Genomic DNA, 21,159 nt, shown 5'->3' with positions numbered 1-21,159 from the left:
CTGGCCAGCCATTTGGGAGGGGTCAGAGGGCCAGGCGGCCGCACTTGCTTGCAAGTGAGGAAAGTCCGGGCTCCAGCAAAGCAGGATGCCGGGTAACGCCCGGCGCGGGTGACCGCAGGGACAGTGCCACAGAGAGTAAACTACCGGACTGTGTGTCCGGAAAAGCTGAAAGGGTGCGGTAAGAGCGCACCGGGCCGACCGCAAGGCAGGCCGTCACGGTAAACCCCATCCGGAGCAAGACCAAATAGGGGCGACACATGCCGGGCTTTGCCGGTGTCGCCCGGGTCGGTTGCCAGAGCGGTCCGGTAACGGATCGCCCAGATGAATGGCCGCACACGCAAATTCCCTTGGGAATTTGTGGGACAGAACCCGGCTTACAGGCCCTCTGACATTTTTCCCCATCGCATCCCGTTGAGTCCCCTACGGATTATCACCTTATCCACAGGACTCACAGACTGTTAACCGCTTGGCACTTATACCTAACAAAACCTCAATGCGGCATTGATGACCACGATTTCCCACGATATCCCACAAAATGCCACGGACCGTTGCAGCGCCTCTCCCGATCGCCCTGCACGGTCCGTGCATTGGGTGATCTTATGTTTCTGTCGAGTTCGACAAATGCCATCGATGCGAAAGGCCGGACATCCGTTCCTGCAGGCTTTCGTGAAGCGTTGGGTCATGAGCAGTCGATCTATATCTGGCCAAGCGTTCATGGCGATTTTCTTGAAGGCGGCGGCACAGCCTATATGGAGAGCCTTCAGCGCGAAATCTTCGCCCGGGTTGCCGACGGATCCTTATCGCCCGTCAATGCCGAGGCGCAGCAGATGGTGCTGCTCGGGAAAGCCCGAAAGCTCGGCTATGACAAGACCGGGCGGATCGTTCTTCCGCAGGATTTCCGAGACCACGCCCATCTCGATGGTTCAGCAACCTTTGTGGGGCTTGGCAACCGGTTTCAGGTCTGGAACCCCGACGCCCACGAGGCCCGCATGATGGCGGCGAGCGAGAAAGCCCGGGCCACGGGCCCCATGCTCGGCGCGTTCGGCGTATGAGCGATCGTCCGCATATCCCGGTCATGCTGGACAGTGTCCTGCGAGCATCCGATGTTCAGAACGGCGATATCGTGATCGATGCGACTTTCGGTTTCGGTGGCTATAGTGAGGCGCTGCTGCGCGTCGCCGATACGCATGTTTTCGGTCTGGATCGCGATCCGACAGTTCGCCCCCGTGCAGCGCAGTTGAGCGAACAATATGCGGGTCGGTTTCTGTTGGTCGAAACGCCTTTTTCAAAAATGGACCGGGTCGACCTGCCGCAGGCCGATGTGATTGTTTTCGATGTCGGTGTGTCCTCCATGCAGATTGATCAGCCGAACCGGGGCTTCTCCTTTCAGAAAGACGGACCACTCGACATGCGGATGAGTCGGTCAGGCCCGACGGCTCGCGATGCGATCATGAGGCTGGATGAAGACGAACTCGCAGCCCTGTTCAGGGTATATGGCGAGGAACGCCACGCACGCCGTGCGGCACGTCGTCTCGTCGAAGCACGAGCCGACGCGCCGATCGATACGACATTGCAGCTGGCGGAAATCATCGAGGCCGTGATCGGACGATCCGGGAAAATTCATCCTGCGACCCGCATTTTCCAAGCGCTGCGGATTTTCGTCAATGACGAGCTGGGGGAGCTTTATCGCGGGCTTTGCGCGGCAGAAAACCTACTCAGTCCCGGCGGTCGTCTGGTCGTCGTGACCTTCCATTCACTTGAAGACAGAATTGCCAAACAGTTTCTACGGGACCGCGCCGGGGAGGTCGCTGGCGGATCGCGTTATGCACCGGCTGTTGAAAAGACAGGGCCGCCTGCCACGTTCATTCTGTCACGCCGATCAACGATCAAGCCGAGCCGGGCCGAAGAGCTGGCCAATCCACGGGCGCGATCGGCCAAGTTGCGCGTTGGAATTCGAACGGACGCGCCGGTTCAGGCTTGCGATCCCTCAGCCTGGATTCCCAAAGGCGCATCGCTACCGTCTCTGGAGCAGCTCGCATGAGCGCGCCCTATGTCTATACGCCCGTTGAGCGGGCCTCGCGCCGTCTGGGTCTGTTCCTGCTGATTCTGCTGGGATTGGTACTGACCGTGACGCTGTTCTTCGTGAAGGCCAGAGCGCAGGAGGCGCGCGCCGATGTGGTAAGGCTGGAAGCTGAAATTGCCGAGCAGGAGCGGGCGTTGACGGTGCTTGCGGCCGAGCAGGCGACCTTGCGAAATCCAGAGCGACTTGGCGAGCTGGGCCGTGAGCGCTTGGGTCTCGCCCCGATTACAGTCGCTGAGACGTCGGTTCTGGATGATATGCCAGTTGTGGGTGGACTGTCTGATGCGGATGAGGGGAGCGCGCCATGAGCCGCGTCAAGCTTTCCCGCCAGAGTGCCGTCCGCCTTGCTGATGTCAATCACATGGCCGTCTCCGAAGGGCGGATACGGATCCGGATCAGTCTTGTCATCTTTCTGGCGATGATCTGCGTCGTGCTGGTTCGGCTGGCCGATGTCGCTCTGTTTTCGCCGGATGCGCATCTGCGTGAGCGACCCGCTGCCATTCTCGATATGCGCGCCGATCTGACGGACCGGAACGGGGTCATTCTGGCCACCACATTGTCGAGCTTCTCGCTTTATGCGGAACCGTCCCGCATCTGGAACCCGGCTGAGACGGCGGCGGCGCTGGCATCCATCCGCCCTGACCTCAATGTCGCTCGTGTTACCAAACAGTTGGCGTCGGACCGCGCGTTCGTCTGGGTCGATCGGGGTCTATCACCGAAGGAGCGTCAGGCCATTTTCGATCTCGGTCATCCGGGTCTCGGTTTCCGAACCGAACCGAAGCGGGTCTATCCCAATGCGCCACTGGCCGCGCATCTGATCGGCTGGACCGATATCGATCTGGCCGGCGCCGCCGGAGCAGAACGCGCTTTCGATAAGCGGTTGGGGGCCGATAACGCACCCGAACTCGCTCTGTCGATCGACGCCCGGGTGCAGCATGCCGTGACCGAGGAGCTTAAGGCGAGCATCGTACATTTCTCGGCGCTTTCCGGCGCGGCCATCGTGATGGACATTCAGACGGGTGAGCTGATCGCCTTTGTCTCGGCCCCTGACTTCAATTCAAACGCCTTTGGCGCAGCATCGCCCGAACAGCGCTTCAATCACGCCTCAATGTCAACCTACGATCTGGGTTCGGTGTTCAAGCCGCTGACCATAGCGATGGTTCTCGAAGACAAGCTGGCAACAAGAGACGAGATGTTCGACGTGCATAAGCCGTACAAGGTGCTGAACAAGTTTATCCGGGATGATCACCCGTCGTCTGTGCCGCTGAATCTGGACTTTGTGCTCGCAGAATCATCCAATCGGGGTACGGCGATGCTGGCACAGAGAATTGGGGCCGAGCGGCAGCAATACTGGCTGCGCCAATTAGGCTTGCTGGACCGCGTGCCGTTTGAGCTTGCCGAAAGTGCGCGTCCGCAAATACAGAAAAATTGGGGTGAAATGGCCACTGTGACAGTCTCTTATGGGCATGGGCTGTCCGTGTCCCCGCTGGCGCTGGTCGCCGCGATCGGCGCGGCCTTGAATGACGGTGTCTATGTCGCCCCGACGATATTGAAGCGGCATGCCACGCATCGGCCCGAAACACGTCGCGTTTTTTCCAGTGCAGTGTCACAAGATCTCGCAGAAATGATGCGTCTGACCGTCACGGACGGAACGGGCCGAAAGGCCAATATCTCCGGGTTTGGCGTCATGGGGAAGACCGGGACGGCGGAGAAGCCGATGCGCGGTGGCTATGATACGGACCGGCTGGTCACCAGTTTCGTCGCTGCTTTCCCGCATTCGTCGCCGCGTTACGCCATGATCGTGACGCTGGACGAGCCCAAAGCCGTCGAAGGCACGCATGGCTACGCAACGGCGGGCTGGAACGCGGCCCCGACGGCGGGCGCCATCATCGAGCGTATTGGTCCGATGCTGCCGGGTGCGCGGGACGTCCCGCAATTCGCCGCCAACCAGATGGAGGCTTTCCAGTGAAGTCTCTGACACTCAATGATTTCGGCTTGGCGTCCGATGCCGTGATTACCGGGCTGAGCTGCGACTCGCGCCAGGTCAAACCGGGGCATGTATTCGCAGCCTTGCCGGGAACGGCGATGGATGGGCGCGATTTCATTCCTGATGCCGTGGCAAAAGGGGCGATCGCAATATTGAGTACACCAGATGCAAACTCGATGGGTCTTCCCCTGATCCGGTCCAATCAACCCCGGCTCGATTATGCGCGCTTCGCCAAGCGGCTCTATCCCGATCAACCTGAGACCGTCGTCGCCGTCACCGGTACCAACGGGAAAAGCTCGACCGTCGAATTTCTGCGCCAGATTTGGCAGCATGCCGGTCACGCGTCGGCCTGTTTCGGCACGCTCGGCGTCAAGACCCGAGACGGGCTGTTGCCCATGAGCCATACGACGCCCGACGCGCTGGCGCTGCATAAGACACTCAATACGCTCCATGCCGACGGAATAACCCATGCTGCCATGGAGGCCTCGTCGCACGGGCTAGATCAGCGCCGGATGGACGAAGTCGCCATCCGCGCTGCTGGCTTCACCAACCTGACGCAGGATCATTACGATTATCACGGCACGCCCGAGGCCTATTACGACGCCAAGGCGCGGCTATTCACGGATCTTGTGCCCACAACCAGCCCAGTCGTGATCATGGCCGATGATGCGGCTGGGCGGACACTGACCAAGAGCTGTGAAGCGATGGGGCTGACTGTCTGGTCCGTCGGCTGGTCAGGGCGAGATATACGGATCGACGAAATCATGCCGCGCGCGGCGTCTCAGCGCCTGTCGCTGATCGTCAATGACTGCCGTCACGTCGTCGAGCTGCCTCTGGCCGCTGAATTTCAAGCGCTCAATGCCGTCATGGCTTTGGGTCTGGCACTGGCAACTGGTGTCGACACCGACGTGGCGCTGGCCGCACTGTCCAAGCTGTCTGGCGTTGCGGGACGTCTGGAAATGGCCGGTCACACAGCCGATGGTGCGCCCGTCTTTGTCGATTTTGCGCATACGGAAGATGGTCTGGCCAAGTTGTTGAAATCGGTTCGACCCCATGTCGAAGGGCAGTTGCGGATCGTATTCGGATGTGGCGGGGATCGCGATCCGGACAAGCGGCCAAAAATGGGGCAGACCGCCTGTAAATATGCCGACGACGTGATTGTAACTGACGACAATCCTCGCAGCGAAGACCCGCAGGCGATCCGTGCCGCCGTCCTGTCTGGCTGCGCGCGTGCCGACGAGATCGGCGATCGCCGTGCGGCCATTGCCGAAGCGATCCGTCGTCTCGAGCCGGGCGATTGTCTGGTTGTGGCAGGCAAAGGTCACGAGCAGGGGCAGATTGTCGGCGACACTGTCGTCCCCTTCAACGATGTTGCCGTCGTGCAGGACTTGCTGTCGTGACGGTGCTGTGGACATCGAACGACATCGCTGCGGCGACAGGCGGGAAGGCGACGGCCGATTTCTCCGTTTCGGGCCTGTCCATCGATACGCGGAGCCTCCAGCCCGGCGATCTGTTCGTGCCGCTAAAAGATACGCGGGACGGCCATGATTTCATCGAGGCGGCGTTTGCGGCAGGCGCTGCCGGAACGTTGAGCGAGTATGCGGATACGGACCGCGCTGTCCATGTCACTCATGTGGACGCGGCCCTGAGAGCGCTAGGGCAGGCCGGTCGTGCGCGAAGCGGTGCTCGGCGAATTGCCGTGACGGGCTCTGTCGGAAAGACCAGCATAAAAGATGCGCTGGCGACCATTCTGGCCCAGCTGGGGAGAACGCATAAATCACAGCGGTCTTTTAATAATCACATCGGTGTGCCCATCACATTGGCCACACTTCCGCCCGATACAGACTTTGCCGTTTTCGAGACCGGGATGAACCATGCGGGCGAACTGACCGATCTGTCGCATCAGGTTGCGCCGCACGTGGCTCTGATCACGACTGTCGCCGCTGCACATCGCGCCAATTTCGACAGCGTCGAAGCGATTGCCGATGCGAAGGCGGAAATCCGCCACGGACTCCTGCCGAACGGGACGCTGATCCTCAATGCGGATAATAGCTATACGCCGCGCATCCGGTCTCTTGCTGCGGGGCAGAAGATTGTCACCTTCGGGCGCGCCAAAGATAGCGATATTCGCATTCTGTCGTCCGACCATCATGCGGATGGCGGTACGGTTTCGCTCGATATTGCCGGGCAGGCCATAACGGTAAGCCTTAACGTGGCTGGAGAACATTGGGCTTCCAATGCGGCAGCTTGCATGGCCGTCGTCAACGTTCTGGGCTTGGATCTGGAGGCTGCCGCGCGCGCTATGCAACACGTCACCGCCAGCGGAGGACGCGGGGACGTTCACGCTCTCACCCTGTCCGATCAGGCGATCACACTGATCGATGAAAGCTATAATGCCAACCCGGCATCCATGCGGGCTGCGATCTCGGCAGCGGCGTTGAGGCCGGGGCGGAAGATCGCCGTGCTCGGGGATATGCATGAGTTGGGGCCGGATGAATTGGACCTGCATGCAGCACTTGCAGAACCGCTGGTGCAGGCGGGTTTCAGCCGCGTTCTGACGATCGGCGAATGTATGCGCAGTCTTCGAGGCGCGCTGCCGCGCGCAATGCGGGGTCTCCACGCCGATAGTGCGGATCAACTCCGTGACGCATTGAGCGATGAATTGCAGGCGGGCGATGTGGTGCTGCTCAAGGGATCGAATGCCGCCGGACTCGGACAGCTTGTCTCCAGACTGAAACAGGAAGGGGCCGCCTGATGCTCTATGAATGGCTCGGACCGCTGGGAGAGGAATTTCAACTCTTCAACCTGTTCAATTACATCACTTTTCGTGTTGGCGGCGCGCTGATGACGGCGATGATCATCGCCTTCATTCTTGGCCCGCGCATGATCGACTGGCTGCGAGCCAAACAGGGTAAGGGGCAGCCGATCCGCGAAGACGGTCCGGAAGGTCATATCATCGCTAAAGCCGGGACGCCGACCATGGGCGGCCTGCTGATCCTGCTTTCCGTCGTGATCTCGACCCTCCTCTGGGGCAATCTGAAAAGCCCGTTCCTCTGGACTGTTTTCATGGTCACCGCTGGTTTCGGCCTGATCGGTTTCTACGATGACTATCTGAAAGTGAAACGCCAGAGCCATAAGGGCTTCTCCGGCAAGATCCGTCTTATGCTGGAATTCATCATTGCTGCGCTGGCTGTCTGGATCCTGACAGGAGCGATCCCGGCGGAGGGTGGTTTCAATACGGGGCTGGCCATACCCATGTTGAAAGATTTCTGGATCAATCTCGGCGTCTTCTTCATCCCCTTCGGCTGTCTTGTCATTGTCGGCAGTGCCAATGCTGTGAACCTGACTGACGGTCTGGACGGATTGGCGATCGTGCCGGTGATGATTGCCTGCATGGCGCTCGCCTTTATCGCCTACCTTGTCGGCAATGCGATCTTTTCGAACTATCTCGGCGTGCCGCATGTGCCTGGCAGTGCCGAGGTGACGATCTTCCTCGGCGCGATCATCGGTGCCTCGCTGGGCTTCCTGTGGTACAATGCGCCGCCGGCCATGATCTTCATGGGCGATACGGGCAGTCTGGCGCTAGGCGGCGCGCTGGGTACGACAGCGGTCGCGATCAAGCACGAAATCGTCTTGGCGATCATTGGCGGCTTGTTTGTCCTCGAAGCGGTCTCAGTTATCGTTCAGGTCGCCAGCTTCAAATTGACGGGTAAACGCGTCTTTCGCATGGCTCCGATCCACCACCATTTCGAGAAGAAGGGTTGGCAGGAACCGACCATCGTGATTTGCTTCTGGATCATCGCCATCATTCTGGCCCTGATCGGGCTTTCGACGTTGAAACTGCGGTAGATGATCAAGGCAACGACATTCAAGGGACGGCGCGTCGCCGTCTTCGGCCTCGGGCGGACCGGCGTATCAGCGGCTTTGTCACTACAGGCCGGCGGCGCTGAAGTCTGGGCCTGGGATGACCGGGACGCCGCCCGCGATGCGGCGCAATCCGAAGGCGTGGACATACAGGATCTTAGCGCGGCTGACTGGTCCGGCTTCGATGAACTGGTTCTGTCGCCGGGCGTTCCGCATGACCTGCCCGCGCCGCACTGGACGGCTGTCGCGGCCACGGCGGCGGACGTCCCGATCATTTGCGATATTGAAATCCTGGCACGCGAGATTAATGCCCGACCGGCTGGCGATCGACCGAAAGTTATTGCGATCACAGGAACGAACGGAAAGTCGACCACGACGGCGCTGATCGGTCATATTCTCAAGACCATCGGTCGTGACGCCCAGATCGGTGGGAATATCGGTCGCGGCGTGCTTGATCTCGATCGCATGCATGCCGGGACGCATTATGTGATCGAGCTGTCTTCCTATCAGCTGGAGCGGACGATAAGTTTGCGAGCGGATGCTGCCATCTTCCTCAATCTCAGCCCTGACCATTTGGACCGTCATGGCTCGATGGAAGCTTACGGCGTCGCGAAGGAACGCATTTTTGCCAACCAGACAAAAGACGACGCAATCATCGTCGGCGTGGACGATGACTATGGTCGCGCCCTGACGACACGATTGAAGGCGGCCAATAACCGCCGGATCATTCCGGTCTCATCGCGTCGGGCGCTGGGTCACGGCGTCTGTTCACTGGGCGGTCCGCTGATGGACCGGACCGGACGCAGCGGACGCGTCGTCTGCGATCTGACGGACGCCAAGGCCCTGGACGGAATCCATAATGCACAGAACGCCGCCGCAGCCTATGCAGCCGTCGCCAGTCTTGGTGTCGAACCGCGACCCATCGGACAGGCCATCCTCAGCTTTCCGGGTCTGGCGCACCGGATGGAACGGGTCGGACAGGATGGTCGCATCCGTTACGTCAATGATAGCAAGGCAACCAATGCCGAAGCGGCGCGTCAGGCCATTGCCAGCTATCAGGATATTTTCTGGATTGCAGGCGGAGTTCCTAAGGAAGGCGGGATCACGTCGCTACTCGATCTCAAGGATCACATCCGCAAAGCCTATCTGATCGGCGATGCGGCGGCTGATTTCGCCACAACACTGAAGGATGCCGGTGTCGACCATAAGGTTTCCGGCACGTTGAAGATGGCCGTTCTCTGCGCCACCCATGATGCGTTGGAGTCGGGTGTCGAGCATCCGGTCGTGATGCTGTCCCCGGCCTGTGCCAGCTTCGATCAATATGCCAACTTCGAGGTCAGAGGTGATGCCTTCCGCAGGGAAGTGCAAAGCCTGATGGAGCTGTTTGCAAATCATCGTGCCGCCAAGGAACAGGCGCAGGCAAACAAAGCGAAGGGGAGTGCGGCATGACGCTATCGACCATGCCAACCCATCTGACGTCGCGCAGTCGCCGTTTCCTGCTGGCTGAATGGTGGCGGTCCATCGATCAGCTGACATTGATATTGCTGCTGTGCCTACTGGGTGCGGGCGTGATCCTCTCCATGGCGGCCTCACCCGCGGCCACGCACAGGCTCGGCATAGGCGAACCTTTCTACTTCCTGATGCGACACATGGTGTTTGCGGGCCTCGGGCTGTGCGGCGCGATCTTCATATCCCTTTTCGAACCGCGCGACGCACGCCGCATCGGCGTTCTGGCTTTATTCGGTGCGGTCGCCCTGATGGCACTGCTGCCGTCAATCGGTTATGAGGTAAAAGGTGCCGTGCGTTGGGTCCGTCTGGGACCGTTCGGCCTGCAGCCATCAGAATTCGCAAAACCGGCCTTCATCGTCTTCGCCGCTTGGATGTTCGCCGCTGCAAAGCGCGATGAGTCCGTGCCTGCTGTGCCGATCGTGCTGGCTATATATGGCTTGCTGATCGCGCTGCTGATTACGCAGCCCGATTTCGGGCAGAGCTTTCTACTGACGCTCTGCTTTGCCGCCGTCTTTTTCTTTGCTGGCGTGTCGCTTGGCTGGGTGCTGGTGATGATGGGTGTGACAGTCGCCGGAGCGGTTGCAGCCTATATGGCACTTCCCCATGTGCGCGCCCGCGTGTCGGCCTTCGTGTCGCCGGACAAGGCGGATGGCTATCAGACGGAAAAAGCTCTGGAGGCGATTGCCAGTGGGGGGTTCTTCGGGCGCGGGCCAGGTGAGGGATCGGTCAAATATGATCTGCCGGACGGGCATACGGACTTCATCTTTGCCGTCACGGTGGAGGAATTCGGATTTCTGATCAGCGCGTTGCTGGTCCTGCTGATCGCGGCCTTCGTTGTGAGGGCATTCTCCAATGCGCTCCGGCTGAACGATCAGTTCTGTCAGTTGGCCACGGCAGGTCTGGCCACGATGATCGGCATGCAGACCATCATCAACCTGTTCGTCAATCTCAACATGGCGCCATCCAAAGGCATGACGCTTCCATTCATTTCATCGGGTGGATCATCGATTCTGGCCCTGTGTTTCAGCGCGGGCCTGATCCTGGCGTTTACGCGGCGTCGCCCTGGCGCTTACCGGATGAGCTGAGATGAAGGCGCTTCTCGCTGCTGGCGGAACCGGGGGACATATGTTCCCGGCCCAGAGCCTGTCCGAAGAACTGACGCGTCTCGGCTGGGACTGCGCCATGATCACGGACGGGCGTGGCCGCAAACATGCAGGCCGGATCAAGGCCGATCCCGTCATCGAGGTGCAGGCGGCATCGATTTCGCCGCGCCGTCCGATCAAGGCCCTGCGCGGTACCATGCAATTGGCGAGAGGGGTTCGGCAGGCCAAATCCTTCATGCGAGACTGGCAACCGGATGTGGTCATCGGTTTTGGCGGCTACCCAAGCTTTCCAGCCCTCCGCGCAGCGGAAAGCCTGAACATTCCCCGCGTGATCCATGAACAGAATGCTGTGCTGGGTCGCGTCAATCGTGTTTTTGCGCGCAAGGCGACTATCGTTGCGAGTGGGTTCGACAGGCTCGAAAAACTTCCCGTCAGGGCCAATCATGTCGTCGTCGGCAATCCCTTGCGCGATGCGATCATCCGCTCCGTAAGCCGCTCAGTCCCAAAAACATCTTCCCATATAAATATACTGGCCGTGGGCGGAAGCTTAGGCGCGAACATTCTATCCGATGTCGTGCCGGAAGCGATTGCCGCTTTACCGGAGCCTATCCGTATGCGGCTACGGCTGACGCAACAGGTCACGGAAAGCCGACTGGACGCCGCCAGGGCAGTGTATGAGCGGATCGGCGCGCACGCCAATCTCGCGACCTTCTTTACCGATATTGAAGATCATCTTGCAAAAGCCGACTTGATCATTGCCCGAGCCGGAGCGTCCTCCGTCTCTGAAATCGCCTTGATGGGAAAACCATCAATCCTCATTCCGCTGGCCATCGCCATGGATGACCATCAGACTGCCAATGCAAGGGCTCTGGAAAGCCTTGGTGCGGCCAAGATTGTGCCTGAAAGCGAATTCACCGTGGCGCGGCTTTCCAAGCTGCTATCGGAGATACTGAATGATCAAGACTGGCTTGACCAGGCGGGCCGAAACGCCAAGAAGCTCGCTCGTCCCGACGCCGCCCGCGACCTGGCCGCGCTCGTCGTCTCTGCAGCTGGCTGAAATCGTGACCCCAATAACGACATTGAAAAAAATACCGGAAACGCGTCGCAATCTGGCGACCAAAGTGCCCTTCGATATGGGTCCGATCCATTTTGTCGGGATTGGCGGCATCGGCATGAGCGGTATCGCCGAAGTGATGCTGAACCTTGGCTATGCCGTGCAGGGCTCGGACATGCGCGAAACGGCGATTACGCGTCGCCTTGAGGAATTGGGGGCGACAGTCTTCATTGGCCAGCAGGCCGAACAGGTCATCGGCGCCGGAGCCATTGTGATGAGCTCCGCTATCAAGCCGAATAATGTCGAACTGGTGGAAGCCCGGGCGCGCTCCATTCCGGTCGTACGCCGCGCTGAGATGCTGGCCGAACTGATGCGCCTCAAATGGACCGTCGCCGTTGGTGGCACCCACGGCAAGACGACGACGACAACAATGATTGCAGCCTTGCTCGAAGGGGGCGGGCTCGACCCGACCGTCATTAATGGCGGGATCATTAATGCTTACGGATCCAATGCCAAGCTCGGCATGGGCAAATGGATGGTCGTCGAAGCCGACGAATCCGATGGGTCGTTCCTGAAGTTGCTGCCGACCGTCGCAGTCGTGACCAATATAGATCCCGAACATATGGAGCATTACGGTGCGTTCGACACGCTCCGCTCCGCATTCGACGCCTTTGTTGAGAATCTGCCATTTTACGGCTTTGCGGTTCTCTGTACGGATCACCCGGAAGTGCAGTCGCTGGTCTCTCGCGTGACGGACCGGCGGATCGTCACCTATGGCTTCAATCCGCAGGCGGATGTGCGCGCCACAAATCTGGAGCTGGAGCCGACGGGCACGCGGTTCGATGCAATTTTCCGGACTGACGAGGAAGATGTTGAATGGAAGGGCCTGTTCCTGCCCATGGCGGGACGTCACAATACACAGAATGTTCTTTCCGCCATCGCGGTTGCGCGGGAACTGGGCATGAGCGAAGATGCTGTGCGGGCCGGGCTGAGCGCTTTTGGCGGGGTTAAGCGACGTTTTACGCCCGTCGGTGACTGGAACGGTGTGACCATCATTGACGACTACGGCCATCACCCGGTCGAAATCAGCGCCGTACTCCAAGCCGCCCGTCAGGTAGCCGAAGGTCGGGTCCATGCGGTCATGCAGCCGCATCGTTACTCGCGACTGAAGGACCTGTTCGAGGACTTTTCAACCTGTTTCAACGATGCCGACACGGTACGCATATCGGATGTATTCGCGGCGGGTGAAGCGCCGATCGAAGGCATTTCCGGTCCTGCGCTGGTGGAAAGCCTGCAAGGTCATGGCCACCGCGAAGTGTCGATGACAACCAAAGCCACGCTCGCGGAAGATCTGAAACCCGATCTGGCAGCGGGCGATCTGATCATCTGCCTGGGCGCCGGGGACATCACGCATTGGGCCGCCGGCCTTGCTGAGGCTCTGGACAAGGTATGAGCGGGCTGGCAGATCTGCCAGCTGTTCGCGGCTCGTTGCGCCGTAATGTCGATCTGGCACCCTATAGCTGGTTGCGCGTTGGCGGACCGGCGGATGTGCTGTTCATGCCCAAGGACGAGGCTGATCTAGCGCTGTTTCTGTCCTCGATCGATCCGGAGTTACCTGTCACGGTTCTCGGTGTTGCGTCTAACACGATCATTCGCGACGGCGGCATTGAGGGCATCGTCATCCGTCTGGGTCCGGGCTTCGGCACAGTCAATGTAGATGGGGTGCGGGTCACAGCCGGGGCTGCTGCGCTGGACGCGCGCGTGGCCAAGGCTGCTGCGAAAAACGGCGTTGCAGGACTCGAATTCTATGCCGGTGTTCCCGGCACGATTGGCGGCGCACTCCGCATGAATGCAGGCTGCTACGGGACTGAAACAAAAGATGTTCTTGTCGAAGCAGTCGCAATCGACCGCCGTGGGCGACGATGCATTCTGAGGGTCGATGAGTTCGGCTATAGCTACCGCAAATCCGAACTCTCTACGGATCTGATTTTCACGCAAGCGACCTTTCAGGGTCAGGCTGACGATCCGGATGCGATCAAGGCATGTATGGACGTAATTACGGACAAGCGTGAGGCATCCCAGCCGATCCGATCGAAAACGGGTGGTTCGACGTTCAAGAATCCGGACGGTCATTCCGCCTGGAAAGTCATTGATGCGGCCGGTCTGCGCGGCTTTCGTGTCGGCGGTGCCCAGATGAGCGAGCAGCACTGCAACTTCATGATCAATGCCGACAATGCGAGCGCAGCCGATCTCGAAGCCTTGGGAGAAACGGTGCGCTCCCGCGTGCTGGACAGCCAAGACATTCAGCTGGAGTGGGAAGTGCGCCGGATCGGTCGGCCCGCATGAAGGTCGCGGTTCTGATGGGCGGTATATCGGCTGAGCGCGACGTCAGCCTTGTCTCCGGTCGGGCCTGTGCCGAAGCGCTGCGCAGAGAGGGGTTTGACGTCATGGAGGTCGACGCCCATCCTGACCGGATCGAAGCCGAGCTGACGGCGATATCGCCGGATGTGGTGTTCAACGCCCTGCATGGTGACTGGGGTGAGGACGGCGAAGTGCAGGGCATCCTCGAGCAGATGCGGCTCCCTTATACGCATTCCAGCGTGGCGGCCTCTCGCGCGGCAATGAACAAGGATTGGGCCAAGGCCGTGTTCGCCCTGCACGGCATCACTGTTCCGATTGGCCAGACCGCATCGCGCACTCTGATCGCGCAGGGCGGCGTGCTACCAGTTCCCTATGTCGTCAAACCCAACGGGTCCGGCTCCTCGGCCAGCGTCTATCTGGTTCATGAGGAAAGCAAGGCCCTGCTGGACACCATGGGGCGAGACGAGGGATTGGGTGACGCACCCGTGATCGAACCGTTCATCGCGGGGCGCGAGCTCACAGTCTCCGTTCTGGGTGGTAAGGCCGTCTGTGTCACGGAAATCGTTCCGGAAGGCGACTGGTATGATTATGACGCCAAATATGCGGATGGCGGATCGCGCCACATCCTCAATCCGCCCCTTCCGGACATTGTGACGCGCATGGCGATGGATAATGCGGAGATCGCTCACCGGGCGCTTCACTGCTCGGGCGTGACGCGGGCCGACTATCGGTTGGACGACCGGAATTGGGATGAAAACCCATCAGAATCCGACGTAGTAAATGGATTAGTAATGCTTGAGCTTAATACTCAGCCCGGAATGACTCCGACATCGCTGGTGCCCGAACAATGTCAGCATGTTGGTATGAGCTTTTCGAAGCTCTGTCGGTGGATTGTGGAGGACGCGTCATGGCCAAGAAAGGGGCAAAGAAACCCGCCAAGCTGACACGCGTCAGCCCGCTCAAACCTGATCTGCGCGGGGCATCGCGCCTCGTTCAATCCCGTATTCATGCCGGGCTACGGTCCGCGACCCTGTCTAACCGTTCGATGCTGCGCTTTGCGTCCAGCGCGATGCTGGTCATTCTGGCACTGGCGTTCGTTGCGCTGTGGCTGGGCGGCTATCTGCCGACCGTTCGACAGAGTGTGACGGATTTTAAGCAGGACAGGCTAATGGCCATGGGCTTCACGGTCGAACGGATCGATGTGACGGGCGAGGGGCGGTTGAACGAAAACGATGTGCGCGCAGCCGTCGGCATCTATGAAGGCGACTATTTTTTCGGTGCCGACCTCAAACGTGCTCAGCGCAATACGGAAAGCCTGCCCTGGGTCGACCGAGCCGTGGTGCGGCGTCTCTGGCCGAACCGGATCGTTGTGCAGCTCGTCGAGATTGAGCCTTACGCACTCTATCAGACCAATGGGACGGTTTATCTGACGGCGCATGATGGACGGATCATCGCTCCTTTATCTGCCGCCAATGAGTTTGTCGCAAGCAGACTGCGGATCTTCACTGGAGTCGATGCGGCCAACCATGCCGTTTCGATCACGCAAATCTTGGAGCAATTCCCAGCGATCTGGGACGCGACCCAATCGCTGACACGGCATGCATCGGGGCGATGGGACCTGCACTTCGCGGAGGGTATGGTCCTGCGTCTGCCTGTTGGAGATGAGGCCGAAGCCCTGCAGCGCTTCAATTCAGTCAAGGCTAGGCTTGGTACGGATTACGGCGTCATCGACCTGCGTCTTGGCGACCGCCTGACGCTGACAGCCAAAACCGCATCCGAAGCGTGAGCGTTCGCCCATCCGATACGGTGTGTGTGCTGGATATCGGCACGGCCAAGGTTGTCTGCCTGATCGGACAGAAGGACCCCGTTATGGGGATCCGCATGCTGGGCTGTGGCACGGCCTGTAGCAGTGGGGTCAAGGCCGGGGCGGTCGTGGATCTGGAAGCCGCTGAAATGGGAATCCGCAAAGCGGTAGAGAAGGCCGAGCGTGCGGCTGGCGTCTCCGTTCACGGAGTCAGCGTCAATGTCGGCCTGCGCTCGCTCGACTCGCGCCATCTGCGTGTTCAGACTGAATTCGCCTCCGGGGCGATTGCCGACCGGGATTTGAAACGCGTGATTGGCACATCTCTGTCGGAACTGTCGCAGCCGGATTATGCCATTCTGCACGCCCTCCCCCTGGATTGGGAAGTGGACGGCGAAAGCGGCATTCGCGATCCGCGCGGTATGTATGGGCAGAAGCTCGGCGTTGATATGCACTTTGTAACCGCAGGGATCGGCCCGCTGCGCAATCTGGCTCATTGTATAGAACGCTGCCATTTGGCGCTGCGCAGCGTCACGGCCAGCCCCTACGCAGCCGCCCAGTCTGTGCTGACCGAGGATGAGCGCGATCTGGGCGTGACGTTGATTGATATGGGCGCCGGGTTGACCACGGTTTCCGTCTTTCGCGACAATACGCTAATTCATGTCGATGCGATCGGCGTCGGCGGTCGCAACGTCACGTCGGATATTGCGAGGGGCTTAAATACGCCGATGGAGGCCGCCGAGCGGATCAAACTGTTTTACGGGTCGGCACTACACGGCGCTCGCGACGAATATGAGCAAATTCCCTGTCCGCCTATCGGGGCCATGGATGAGCTGCAGCATGCCCCCCGGGCCAGGCTGACCACGATTATACGGGCGCGCACAGAGGAGACGCTAGAGCTCATTCGGGACCGTCTGGCCGATGCAAAGCTCGACGCTTATTCTGGCCGCCAGATCGTTCTGACAGGCGGCGCGGCCCAGCTTTCCGGCTTGCGTGAAGTGACGGAACTCGTGTTCAACAAGCGGGTACGGATCGGCACACCGCACGGCGTGTTTGGTTTGACCGATGCGATGGATGCGCCGGACTATGCCGTTGCAGCAGGACTGTTACGGCATGCTTTCCAGCAGGAAGGAGAAGCGATTTCCGGCCCTCCCGATCTGTCTGGGCGACGCTATCAGCGCTCCCGCTATCAGGGCAATGCACTGTCGCGATCCGTTCAGTGGTTGCGCGAGAACTTCTAGCGTGTCCGTCCATCGAAGGTCAGCACGGGCCCTTCGCTGAGACGATAAACCGGTAATCATCGGCCCCGACCGTTTGCGCGATGATCGCGCTCCTCTCCATACCGTCAATGATCAGCGGACGGGGGAGCTTCAAGCGCCGGAAGATTGCCTGGAACACGTCTTCCGATCGTTCGAACTGATCGCTGTCTTCGTAAAGGGTAACAAGCTGGATCGTGGGCTGATCCCGCTTTTCCGTCTTCAACAGATGGAAGTCCTTGATCGCCCCATCCCGCTTGGCGATGACACGCGCGGGCAGCCATGCCGCCTCATAATAGTCGATCGCCTGAGCCTCGCGGTCTGGCTGTACGGTAATACTGTTAATGGTCCAGATATCGTCGCAGCTCGTCTGGGCAGTCAATGGGGCCGGGGTGTTTGTCGATGCGCAAGCTGACATCATGATCAGCGGCAGAAAACAGTACTGGCAGATCAATCTCACAGGGTGAAGCTCCGTGAAATCCCCAGGATCATGAGGACGTCGTTGGTCGCTCCGTCAGGTGCGCGCAGGATTGGGCTGTCGCGATAATCGCCGAGATATTCGCGGTAGGAGACGATGGCGTTGAGCTGCCAGCGCTCATCGAGATCGTACCAGCCGAGCAATGTCGCAGACGCGCGGTGAAACCCGCCGTCGAGATCATAGGCCGGTAGGCCGGAGGCGGCGGCCTGCAACGGCGTCACGCCATAGATGGACTGGTTATGATTGGCATCAGCCCAACTGAGCGTCAGGGCCGGCTGCAGGGCGAAACGCTCGCCGAGCAGCCCTCTGGGTATGAACGTGCCGATGGACAGGTCCGCGTTAAAACCGTCATGCCCACCGATAACATCCTGTCCCGCATCAACCCGAAAGCCGAGCGGGCCATAAGTTGCACGGACAAATCCACCGGCCAGCAGACTGGCACCTATGTCCTCAAATCCGGTCAGGGTCGGACTGTCTTCGCTGTCCCGACCAAAATCGAAGGCGGCGCGCGGCCCCGCTTTGAGCGACCATTCGCCCGGCCCTTCACCTGTACCCAGATCGATCAGCGGGTAGGCCAGCGCCAATCCGGAGAGCTCGAACCCTGCCAGATCGTCAAAGCCGATATAGGGCAGGATCCGAAGCTGCGACTCGGACGATCCGGCATATTCCGGCAGGTAGGCAAGGGCTCCGCCCAATCGAATGGTCGTCTCCTCATCCTCCGCAAAGGCGGTGCCGGGAATGATGAGGCAGGCAAGAAGGCAGGCGAAATGTCTGAGCATGAAGGGCTGCTAACATGAGTCTCGGAACACGGCTATCGTGACAGGATGTCCCGCATGCTCAGCCGATCGGTTGCACGCGTGTGACGAAGTCGACAACTTTCGCTTCCAGCATCTCGCAGGGCTTGAGTTGTGCCCCATTTTTAAGACGATAGAGGTTGCCGCTGATCCGGTCCGTCCCGCCGAGCTCTTCTGCCCAGATCCAGCCTTGCCGACCGCCTGCCCGGACGGTTTTTGTGATGCCGTACCGACGACCGTCATAAAGGCCGTCGAAATTCCCGTCGGGCAGGGCGTCCCAGGCAAGGAGGAAGTCGTCCGAAATGGTCACGTTATCGCTTTGCGAGGGTCTAACATCTGTTGCAAGGCCGGGCTGTGCAAGACGGGCTATATCGGAGGCGGGAGAGGCTTCATTCCCGATTTGTGAGGGGGCCTTGGACGCAGGGTTTCTTCGAATTTGTTACCTTTGGTGTCAAACAAGCTTGGGCGTGCCTGTTCGGCGGCTTGATGCTTGTCCTGCTACTGGCGACATTCCTGTTCTATCCTGACGCCGCCGCCCTCTATCGCTACGATTTCATCACTCTGTGTGCGGTCGCCATTCAGGCGGCGATGCTGGCCATGAAGCTGGAAATCTGGGAGGAAGTCCAGGTCATTTTGGTATTCCACGTTGTCGGCACGGTCATGGAGCTGTTCAAGACGCAAGTAGGCAGCTGGGTCTATCCTGAACCCCCGCTCCTGCGCATCATGGATGTCCCACTCTTTACCGGTTTCATGTATGGCTGCTTTGGCAGCTATATAGCCCGTGTCTGGCGGATCTTCGACTTCCGGTTCACGCGGTTCCCGCCGCTCTGGGCGCAGCTCATCTTAGCGATGGCTGTCTATGTGAACTTCTTCACCCATCATTATGTTGTCGATATACGCTACGGATTATTCGCGGTAGCCGCGCTCCTGTATGGGCCTTGCCTGATCCACTTCCGAACTGATCAAACCCATCGGTCAATGCCGCTTCTACTCGGTCTTATCTTGGTCGCGCTCTTCATCTGGCTCGCGGAAAATATCGCGACCTTTGCGCGCGCCTGGACCTATCCGGGGCAGGAAGCAGGGTGGGAGATGGTCAGTCTGAGCAAATTCGGTTCCTGGTTTCTGCTGATGATCATCAGCTTTGTGCTGGTCGGGACCGTCAATCGGAGGAGGCAGACTTCACCCGCCACGGCGGAAACCGCCTCGCCGGGCCCGCAGCGTAGAGTCTGATCCGGTTTCCCGAAGGATCCAGAATGTCGGCCTCAGTCCAGAGATAGGATTTCATTTCGGTCGGGGCGATCGGGATCAGGTCTGCCTCGCGCAGCAAAGCTGGAACGTCATCGACTTCGAAATAGATGAGTGGCCAATCGGTCGGCGCGGTCCAGTCCGGGTCGACCTGGTGCAGCGACAGTGTGGCCGGCTCACCGCCAGCAGGCAGGTCCGGAAACTCGAACCGGACATAGCGCGGCGCCGAGTCCACGATGAGGATCAGGCCGAGCCTTTGGTAAAATAAAACGCTCGCAGCCATATCCTTGGCTGCGAGCGTGACTTGGTTGAAGCGGATGCCGTGCATGCGCGACGGGTGTTACGCCATTTTCTTCTGAAAATTTTCGTCGATGGCTTCGAGATAGCCCGTCGTCGTCAGCCAGCCTTGCTTGTCACCGACCAGCAGGGCGAGATCCTTGGTCATTTGTCCGCCTTCGATGGTTTCGATCACGGTTTTTTCAAGGTTGGTGGCGAATTTCAGCAGGGCTTCATTATCGTCGAGCTTGGCCCGGTGGGCGAGGCCCCGGGTCCAGGCAAAGATTGAGGCCGTCGAGTTGGTCGAGGTCGCTTCGCCCTTCTGGTGGTTGCGATAGTGACGGGTCACCGTGCCGTGTGCGGCTTCGGCTTCCATCGTCTTGCCGTCCGGAGTCAGCAGGAAGGACGTCATCAGGCCGAGCGAGCCGAAGCCCTGCGCGACAGTGTCGGACTGCACGTCACCGTCATAGTTTTTGCAGGCCCAGATATAGCCGCCGGACCATTTCATGCAGGCCGCGACCATGTCGTCGATCAGGCGGTGCTGATACTCGCCGCCGAACTCTTCGAACTTGGACTTGAACTCGTTATCATAGACGTCCTGGAAGATGTCCTTGAAGCGACCGTCATACTTTTTCAGGATCGTGTTCTTGGTCGACATATAAACCGGCCAGCGGCGCTGGACGCCATAGTTGAAACAGGCGCGAGCGAAGTCTTCGATCGACTTATCCAGATTGTACATACCCATCAGCACGCCCCCACCCGGGAAGTCGAAGATTTTGTGCTCGATGACTTCGCCGTCTTCGCCTTCGAATTTGATGGTTGCTGTGCCGGGGCCGGGAACGACCATGTCAGTCGCTTTATACTGGTCGCCGAAGGCGTGACGGCCGATGACGATAGGCTGGGTCCAGCCGGGGACGAGCCGCGGAATGTTGGAGCAGATGATCGGCTCGCGGAAGACGACGCCGCCGAGAATGTTACGGATCGTGCCGTTGGGTGAGCGCCACATCTTTTTCAGGTCGAACTCCTCGACGCGCTGCTCATCGGGCGTAATTGTCGCGCATTTGATACCGACATTATGCTTCTTGATCGCGTTCGCTGCGTCGACCGTGATCTGATCGTCGGTGGCGTCGCGGCTTTGGATGGATAGATCGTAGTCCAGCAGCTCGATGTCGAGATAGGGCTCGATCAGGCGTTCTATGATCATGTCCCAGATGATGCGCGTCATCTCGTCGCCGTTCATGTTAACGACGGGGTTGTTCACCTTGATTTTGGCCATGAGGTCCTCGATTTGTGTCGGAAAGTCTTGGAAATTTGTGGGCGCGTATAGCAAAGCGATACGCAAGTTAAAGGG

21 protein-coding genes and 1 other RNA gene are annotated in these 21,159 nt (G+C 59.5%); 17 read left to right on the top strand and 5 right to left on the bottom strand.

Annotated features, from left to right (window positions below; all coding sequences use genetic code 11):
- Window positions 1–22: 22 nt before the first annotated feature.
- The 16 genes from rnpB (at window position 23) to ftsA (ending at window position 17,000) form a co-directional block, all read left to right on the top strand.
- An RNA gene (rnpB, locus tag AB6B39_RS11380) (RNase P RNA component class A) lies at window positions 23–393 on the top strand.
- 206 nt (window positions 394–599) lie between these two features.
- Complete coding sequence (locus AB6B39_RS11375; RefSeq protein WP_284370274.1) at window positions 600–1,052, top strand: division/cell wall cluster transcriptional repressor MraZ; 453 nt, start codon at window positions 600–602, stop codon at window positions 1,050–1,052.
- Window positions 1,049–2,041 carry a 16S rRNA (cytosine(1402)-N(4))-methyltransferase RsmH gene (rsmH, locus tag AB6B39_RS11370; protein ID WP_284370277.1) on the top strand — a complete coding sequence of 331 codons (993 nt, stop codon included), beginning with the start codon at window positions 1,049–1,051 and terminating at the stop codon, window positions 2,039–2,041. Before AB6B39_RS11375 ends, rsmH begins: the two co-directional genes overlap by 4 nt.
- A complete protein-coding gene (locus AB6B39_RS11365) occupies window positions 2,038–2,388 on the top strand; it encodes a hypothetical protein (protein ID WP_284370279.1) in 351 nt (116 codons plus the stop codon). The genes rsmH and AB6B39_RS11365 overlap by 4 nt, the downstream gene beginning before the upstream one ends.
- Window positions 2,385–4,049 (top strand): peptidoglycan D,D-transpeptidase FtsI family protein, encoded by a 1,665-nt coding sequence (locus AB6B39_RS11360; RefSeq protein WP_284370281.1) that lies wholly within the window; start codon window positions 2,385–2,387, stop codon window positions 4,047–4,049. The genes AB6B39_RS11365 and AB6B39_RS11360 overlap by 4 nt, the downstream gene beginning before the upstream one ends.
- Complete coding sequence (locus AB6B39_RS11355) at window positions 4,046–5,467, top strand: UDP-N-acetylmuramoyl-L-alanyl-D-glutamate--2,6-diaminopimelate ligase (RefSeq protein ID WP_371398584.1); 1,422 nt, start codon at window positions 4,046–4,048, stop codon at window positions 5,465–5,467. Before AB6B39_RS11360 ends, AB6B39_RS11355 begins: the two co-directional genes overlap by 4 nt.
- Entirely contained in the window at window positions 5,464–6,822 is a 1,359-nt protein-coding gene (locus AB6B39_RS11350) for a UDP-N-acetylmuramoyl-tripeptide--D-alanyl-D-alanine ligase (RefSeq protein WP_284370286.1), read from the top strand. The genes AB6B39_RS11355 and AB6B39_RS11350 overlap by 4 nt, the downstream gene beginning before the upstream one ends.
- Window positions 6,822–7,916, top strand: a complete 1,095-nt coding sequence (gene mraY / locus AB6B39_RS11345; RefSeq protein ID WP_371398583.1) for a phospho-N-acetylmuramoyl-pentapeptide-transferase — start codon at window positions 6,822–6,824, stop codon at window positions 7,914–7,916. The genes AB6B39_RS11350 and mraY overlap by 1 nt, the downstream gene beginning before the upstream one ends.
- Window positions 7,917–9,380 carry a UDP-N-acetylmuramoyl-L-alanine--D-glutamate ligase gene (murD, locus tag AB6B39_RS11340; RefSeq protein WP_284370291.1) on the top strand — a complete coding sequence of 488 codons (1,464 nt, stop codon included), beginning with the start codon at window positions 7,917–7,919 and terminating at the stop codon, window positions 9,378–9,380.
- Window positions 9,377–10,525, top strand: a complete 1,149-nt coding sequence (locus AB6B39_RS11335) for an FtsW/RodA/SpoVE family cell cycle protein (RefSeq protein ID WP_284370292.1) — start codon at window positions 9,377–9,379, stop codon at window positions 10,523–10,525. The genes murD and AB6B39_RS11335 overlap by 4 nt, the downstream gene beginning before the upstream one ends.
- Window position 10,526: 1 nt before the next feature.
- Window positions 10,527–11,600, top strand: a complete 1,074-nt coding sequence (gene murG / locus AB6B39_RS11330) for an undecaprenyldiphospho-muramoylpentapeptide beta-N-acetylglucosaminyltransferase (RefSeq protein ID WP_284370294.1) — start codon at window positions 10,527–10,529, stop codon at window positions 11,598–11,600.
- Between the two features lie 76 nt (window positions 11,601–11,676).
- On the top strand, window positions 11,677–13,050 hold the full coding sequence (gene murC / locus AB6B39_RS11325; protein ID WP_348520156.1) for a UDP-N-acetylmuramate--L-alanine ligase: 1,374 nt from the start codon (window positions 11,677–11,679) through the stop codon (window positions 13,048–13,050).
- Window positions 13,047–13,943, top strand: a complete 897-nt coding sequence (gene murB / locus AB6B39_RS11320) for a UDP-N-acetylmuramate dehydrogenase (protein ID WP_284370298.1) — start codon at window positions 13,047–13,049, stop codon at window positions 13,941–13,943. The genes murC and murB overlap by 4 nt, the downstream gene beginning before the upstream one ends.
- A complete protein-coding gene (locus AB6B39_RS11315; protein ID WP_284370300.1) occupies window positions 13,940–14,902 on the top strand; it encodes a D-alanine--D-alanine ligase in 963 nt (320 codons plus the stop codon). Before murB ends, AB6B39_RS11315 begins: the two co-directional genes overlap by 4 nt.
- Window positions 14,866–15,744: a cell division protein FtsQ/DivIB gene (locus tag AB6B39_RS11310; protein ID WP_371398582.1), complete on the top strand. Its 879-nt coding sequence runs from the start codon at window positions 14,866–14,868 to the stop codon at window positions 15,742–15,744. Before AB6B39_RS11315 ends, AB6B39_RS11310 begins: the two co-directional genes overlap by 37 nt.
- Window positions 15,741–17,000, top strand: a complete 1,260-nt coding sequence (gene ftsA, locus AB6B39_RS11305) for a cell division protein FtsA (RefSeq protein ID WP_284370304.1) — start codon at window positions 15,741–15,743, stop codon at window positions 16,998–17,000. The genes AB6B39_RS11310 and ftsA overlap by 4 nt, the downstream gene beginning before the upstream one ends.
- Before the next feature lie 19 nt (window positions 17,001–17,019).
- Here ftsA and AB6B39_RS11300 read toward each other — a convergent pair whose 3' ends face one another.
- From AB6B39_RS11300 to AB6B39_RS11290, 3 genes are all read right to left on the bottom strand, one after another.
- Complete coding sequence (locus tag AB6B39_RS11300) at window positions 17,020–17,397, bottom strand: hypothetical protein (RefSeq protein WP_284370308.1); 378 nt, start codon at window positions 17,395–17,397, stop codon at window positions 17,020–17,022.
- Window positions 17,398–17,471: 74 nt separating this feature from the next.
- Window positions 17,472–18,272, bottom strand: coding sequence for a MipA/OmpV family protein (locus AB6B39_RS11295; RefSeq protein ID WP_284370310.1), 801 nt, complete (start codon window positions 18,270–18,272; stop codon window positions 17,472–17,474).
- Between the two features lie 58 nt (window positions 18,273–18,330).
- On the bottom strand, window positions 18,331–18,597 hold the full coding sequence (locus tag AB6B39_RS11290; RefSeq protein WP_284370312.1) for a hypothetical protein: 267 nt from the start codon (window positions 18,595–18,597) through the stop codon (window positions 18,331–18,333).
- A 92-nt stretch (window positions 18,598–18,689) separates the two neighbouring features.
- Between AB6B39_RS11290 and AB6B39_RS11285 the strand changes: the two genes are divergently transcribed.
- A complete protein-coding gene (locus AB6B39_RS11285) occupies window positions 18,690–19,517 on the top strand; it encodes a DUF817 domain-containing protein (protein ID WP_284370314.1) in 828 nt (275 codons plus the stop codon).
- Here AB6B39_RS11285 and AB6B39_RS11280 read toward each other — a convergent pair.
- Together AB6B39_RS11280 and AB6B39_RS11275 are read right to left on the bottom strand one after the other, a co-directional pair.
- Window positions 19,447–19,860, bottom strand: coding sequence for a VOC family protein (locus tag AB6B39_RS11280; RefSeq protein WP_284370316.1), 414 nt, complete (start codon window positions 19,858–19,860; stop codon window positions 19,447–19,449). The two genes, AB6B39_RS11285 and AB6B39_RS11280, sit on opposite strands and share 71 nt — an antisense overlap.
- A gap of 12 nt (window positions 19,861–19,872) precedes the next feature.
- On the bottom strand, window positions 19,873–21,084 hold the full coding sequence (locus AB6B39_RS11275) for an NADP-dependent isocitrate dehydrogenase (RefSeq protein ID WP_284370319.1): 1,212 nt from the start codon (window positions 21,082–21,084) through the stop codon (window positions 19,873–19,875).
- Window positions 21,085–21,159 lie beyond the last annotated feature (75 nt).

The organism is Algimonas porphyrae, from assembly GCF_041429795.1.
GTDB classification, from domain to species: Bacteria; Pseudomonadota; Alphaproteobacteria; order Caulobacterales; family Maricaulaceae; genus Litorimonas; species Litorimonas porphyrae.
This window is presented reverse-complemented; position numbering and strand designations above follow the sequence as displayed.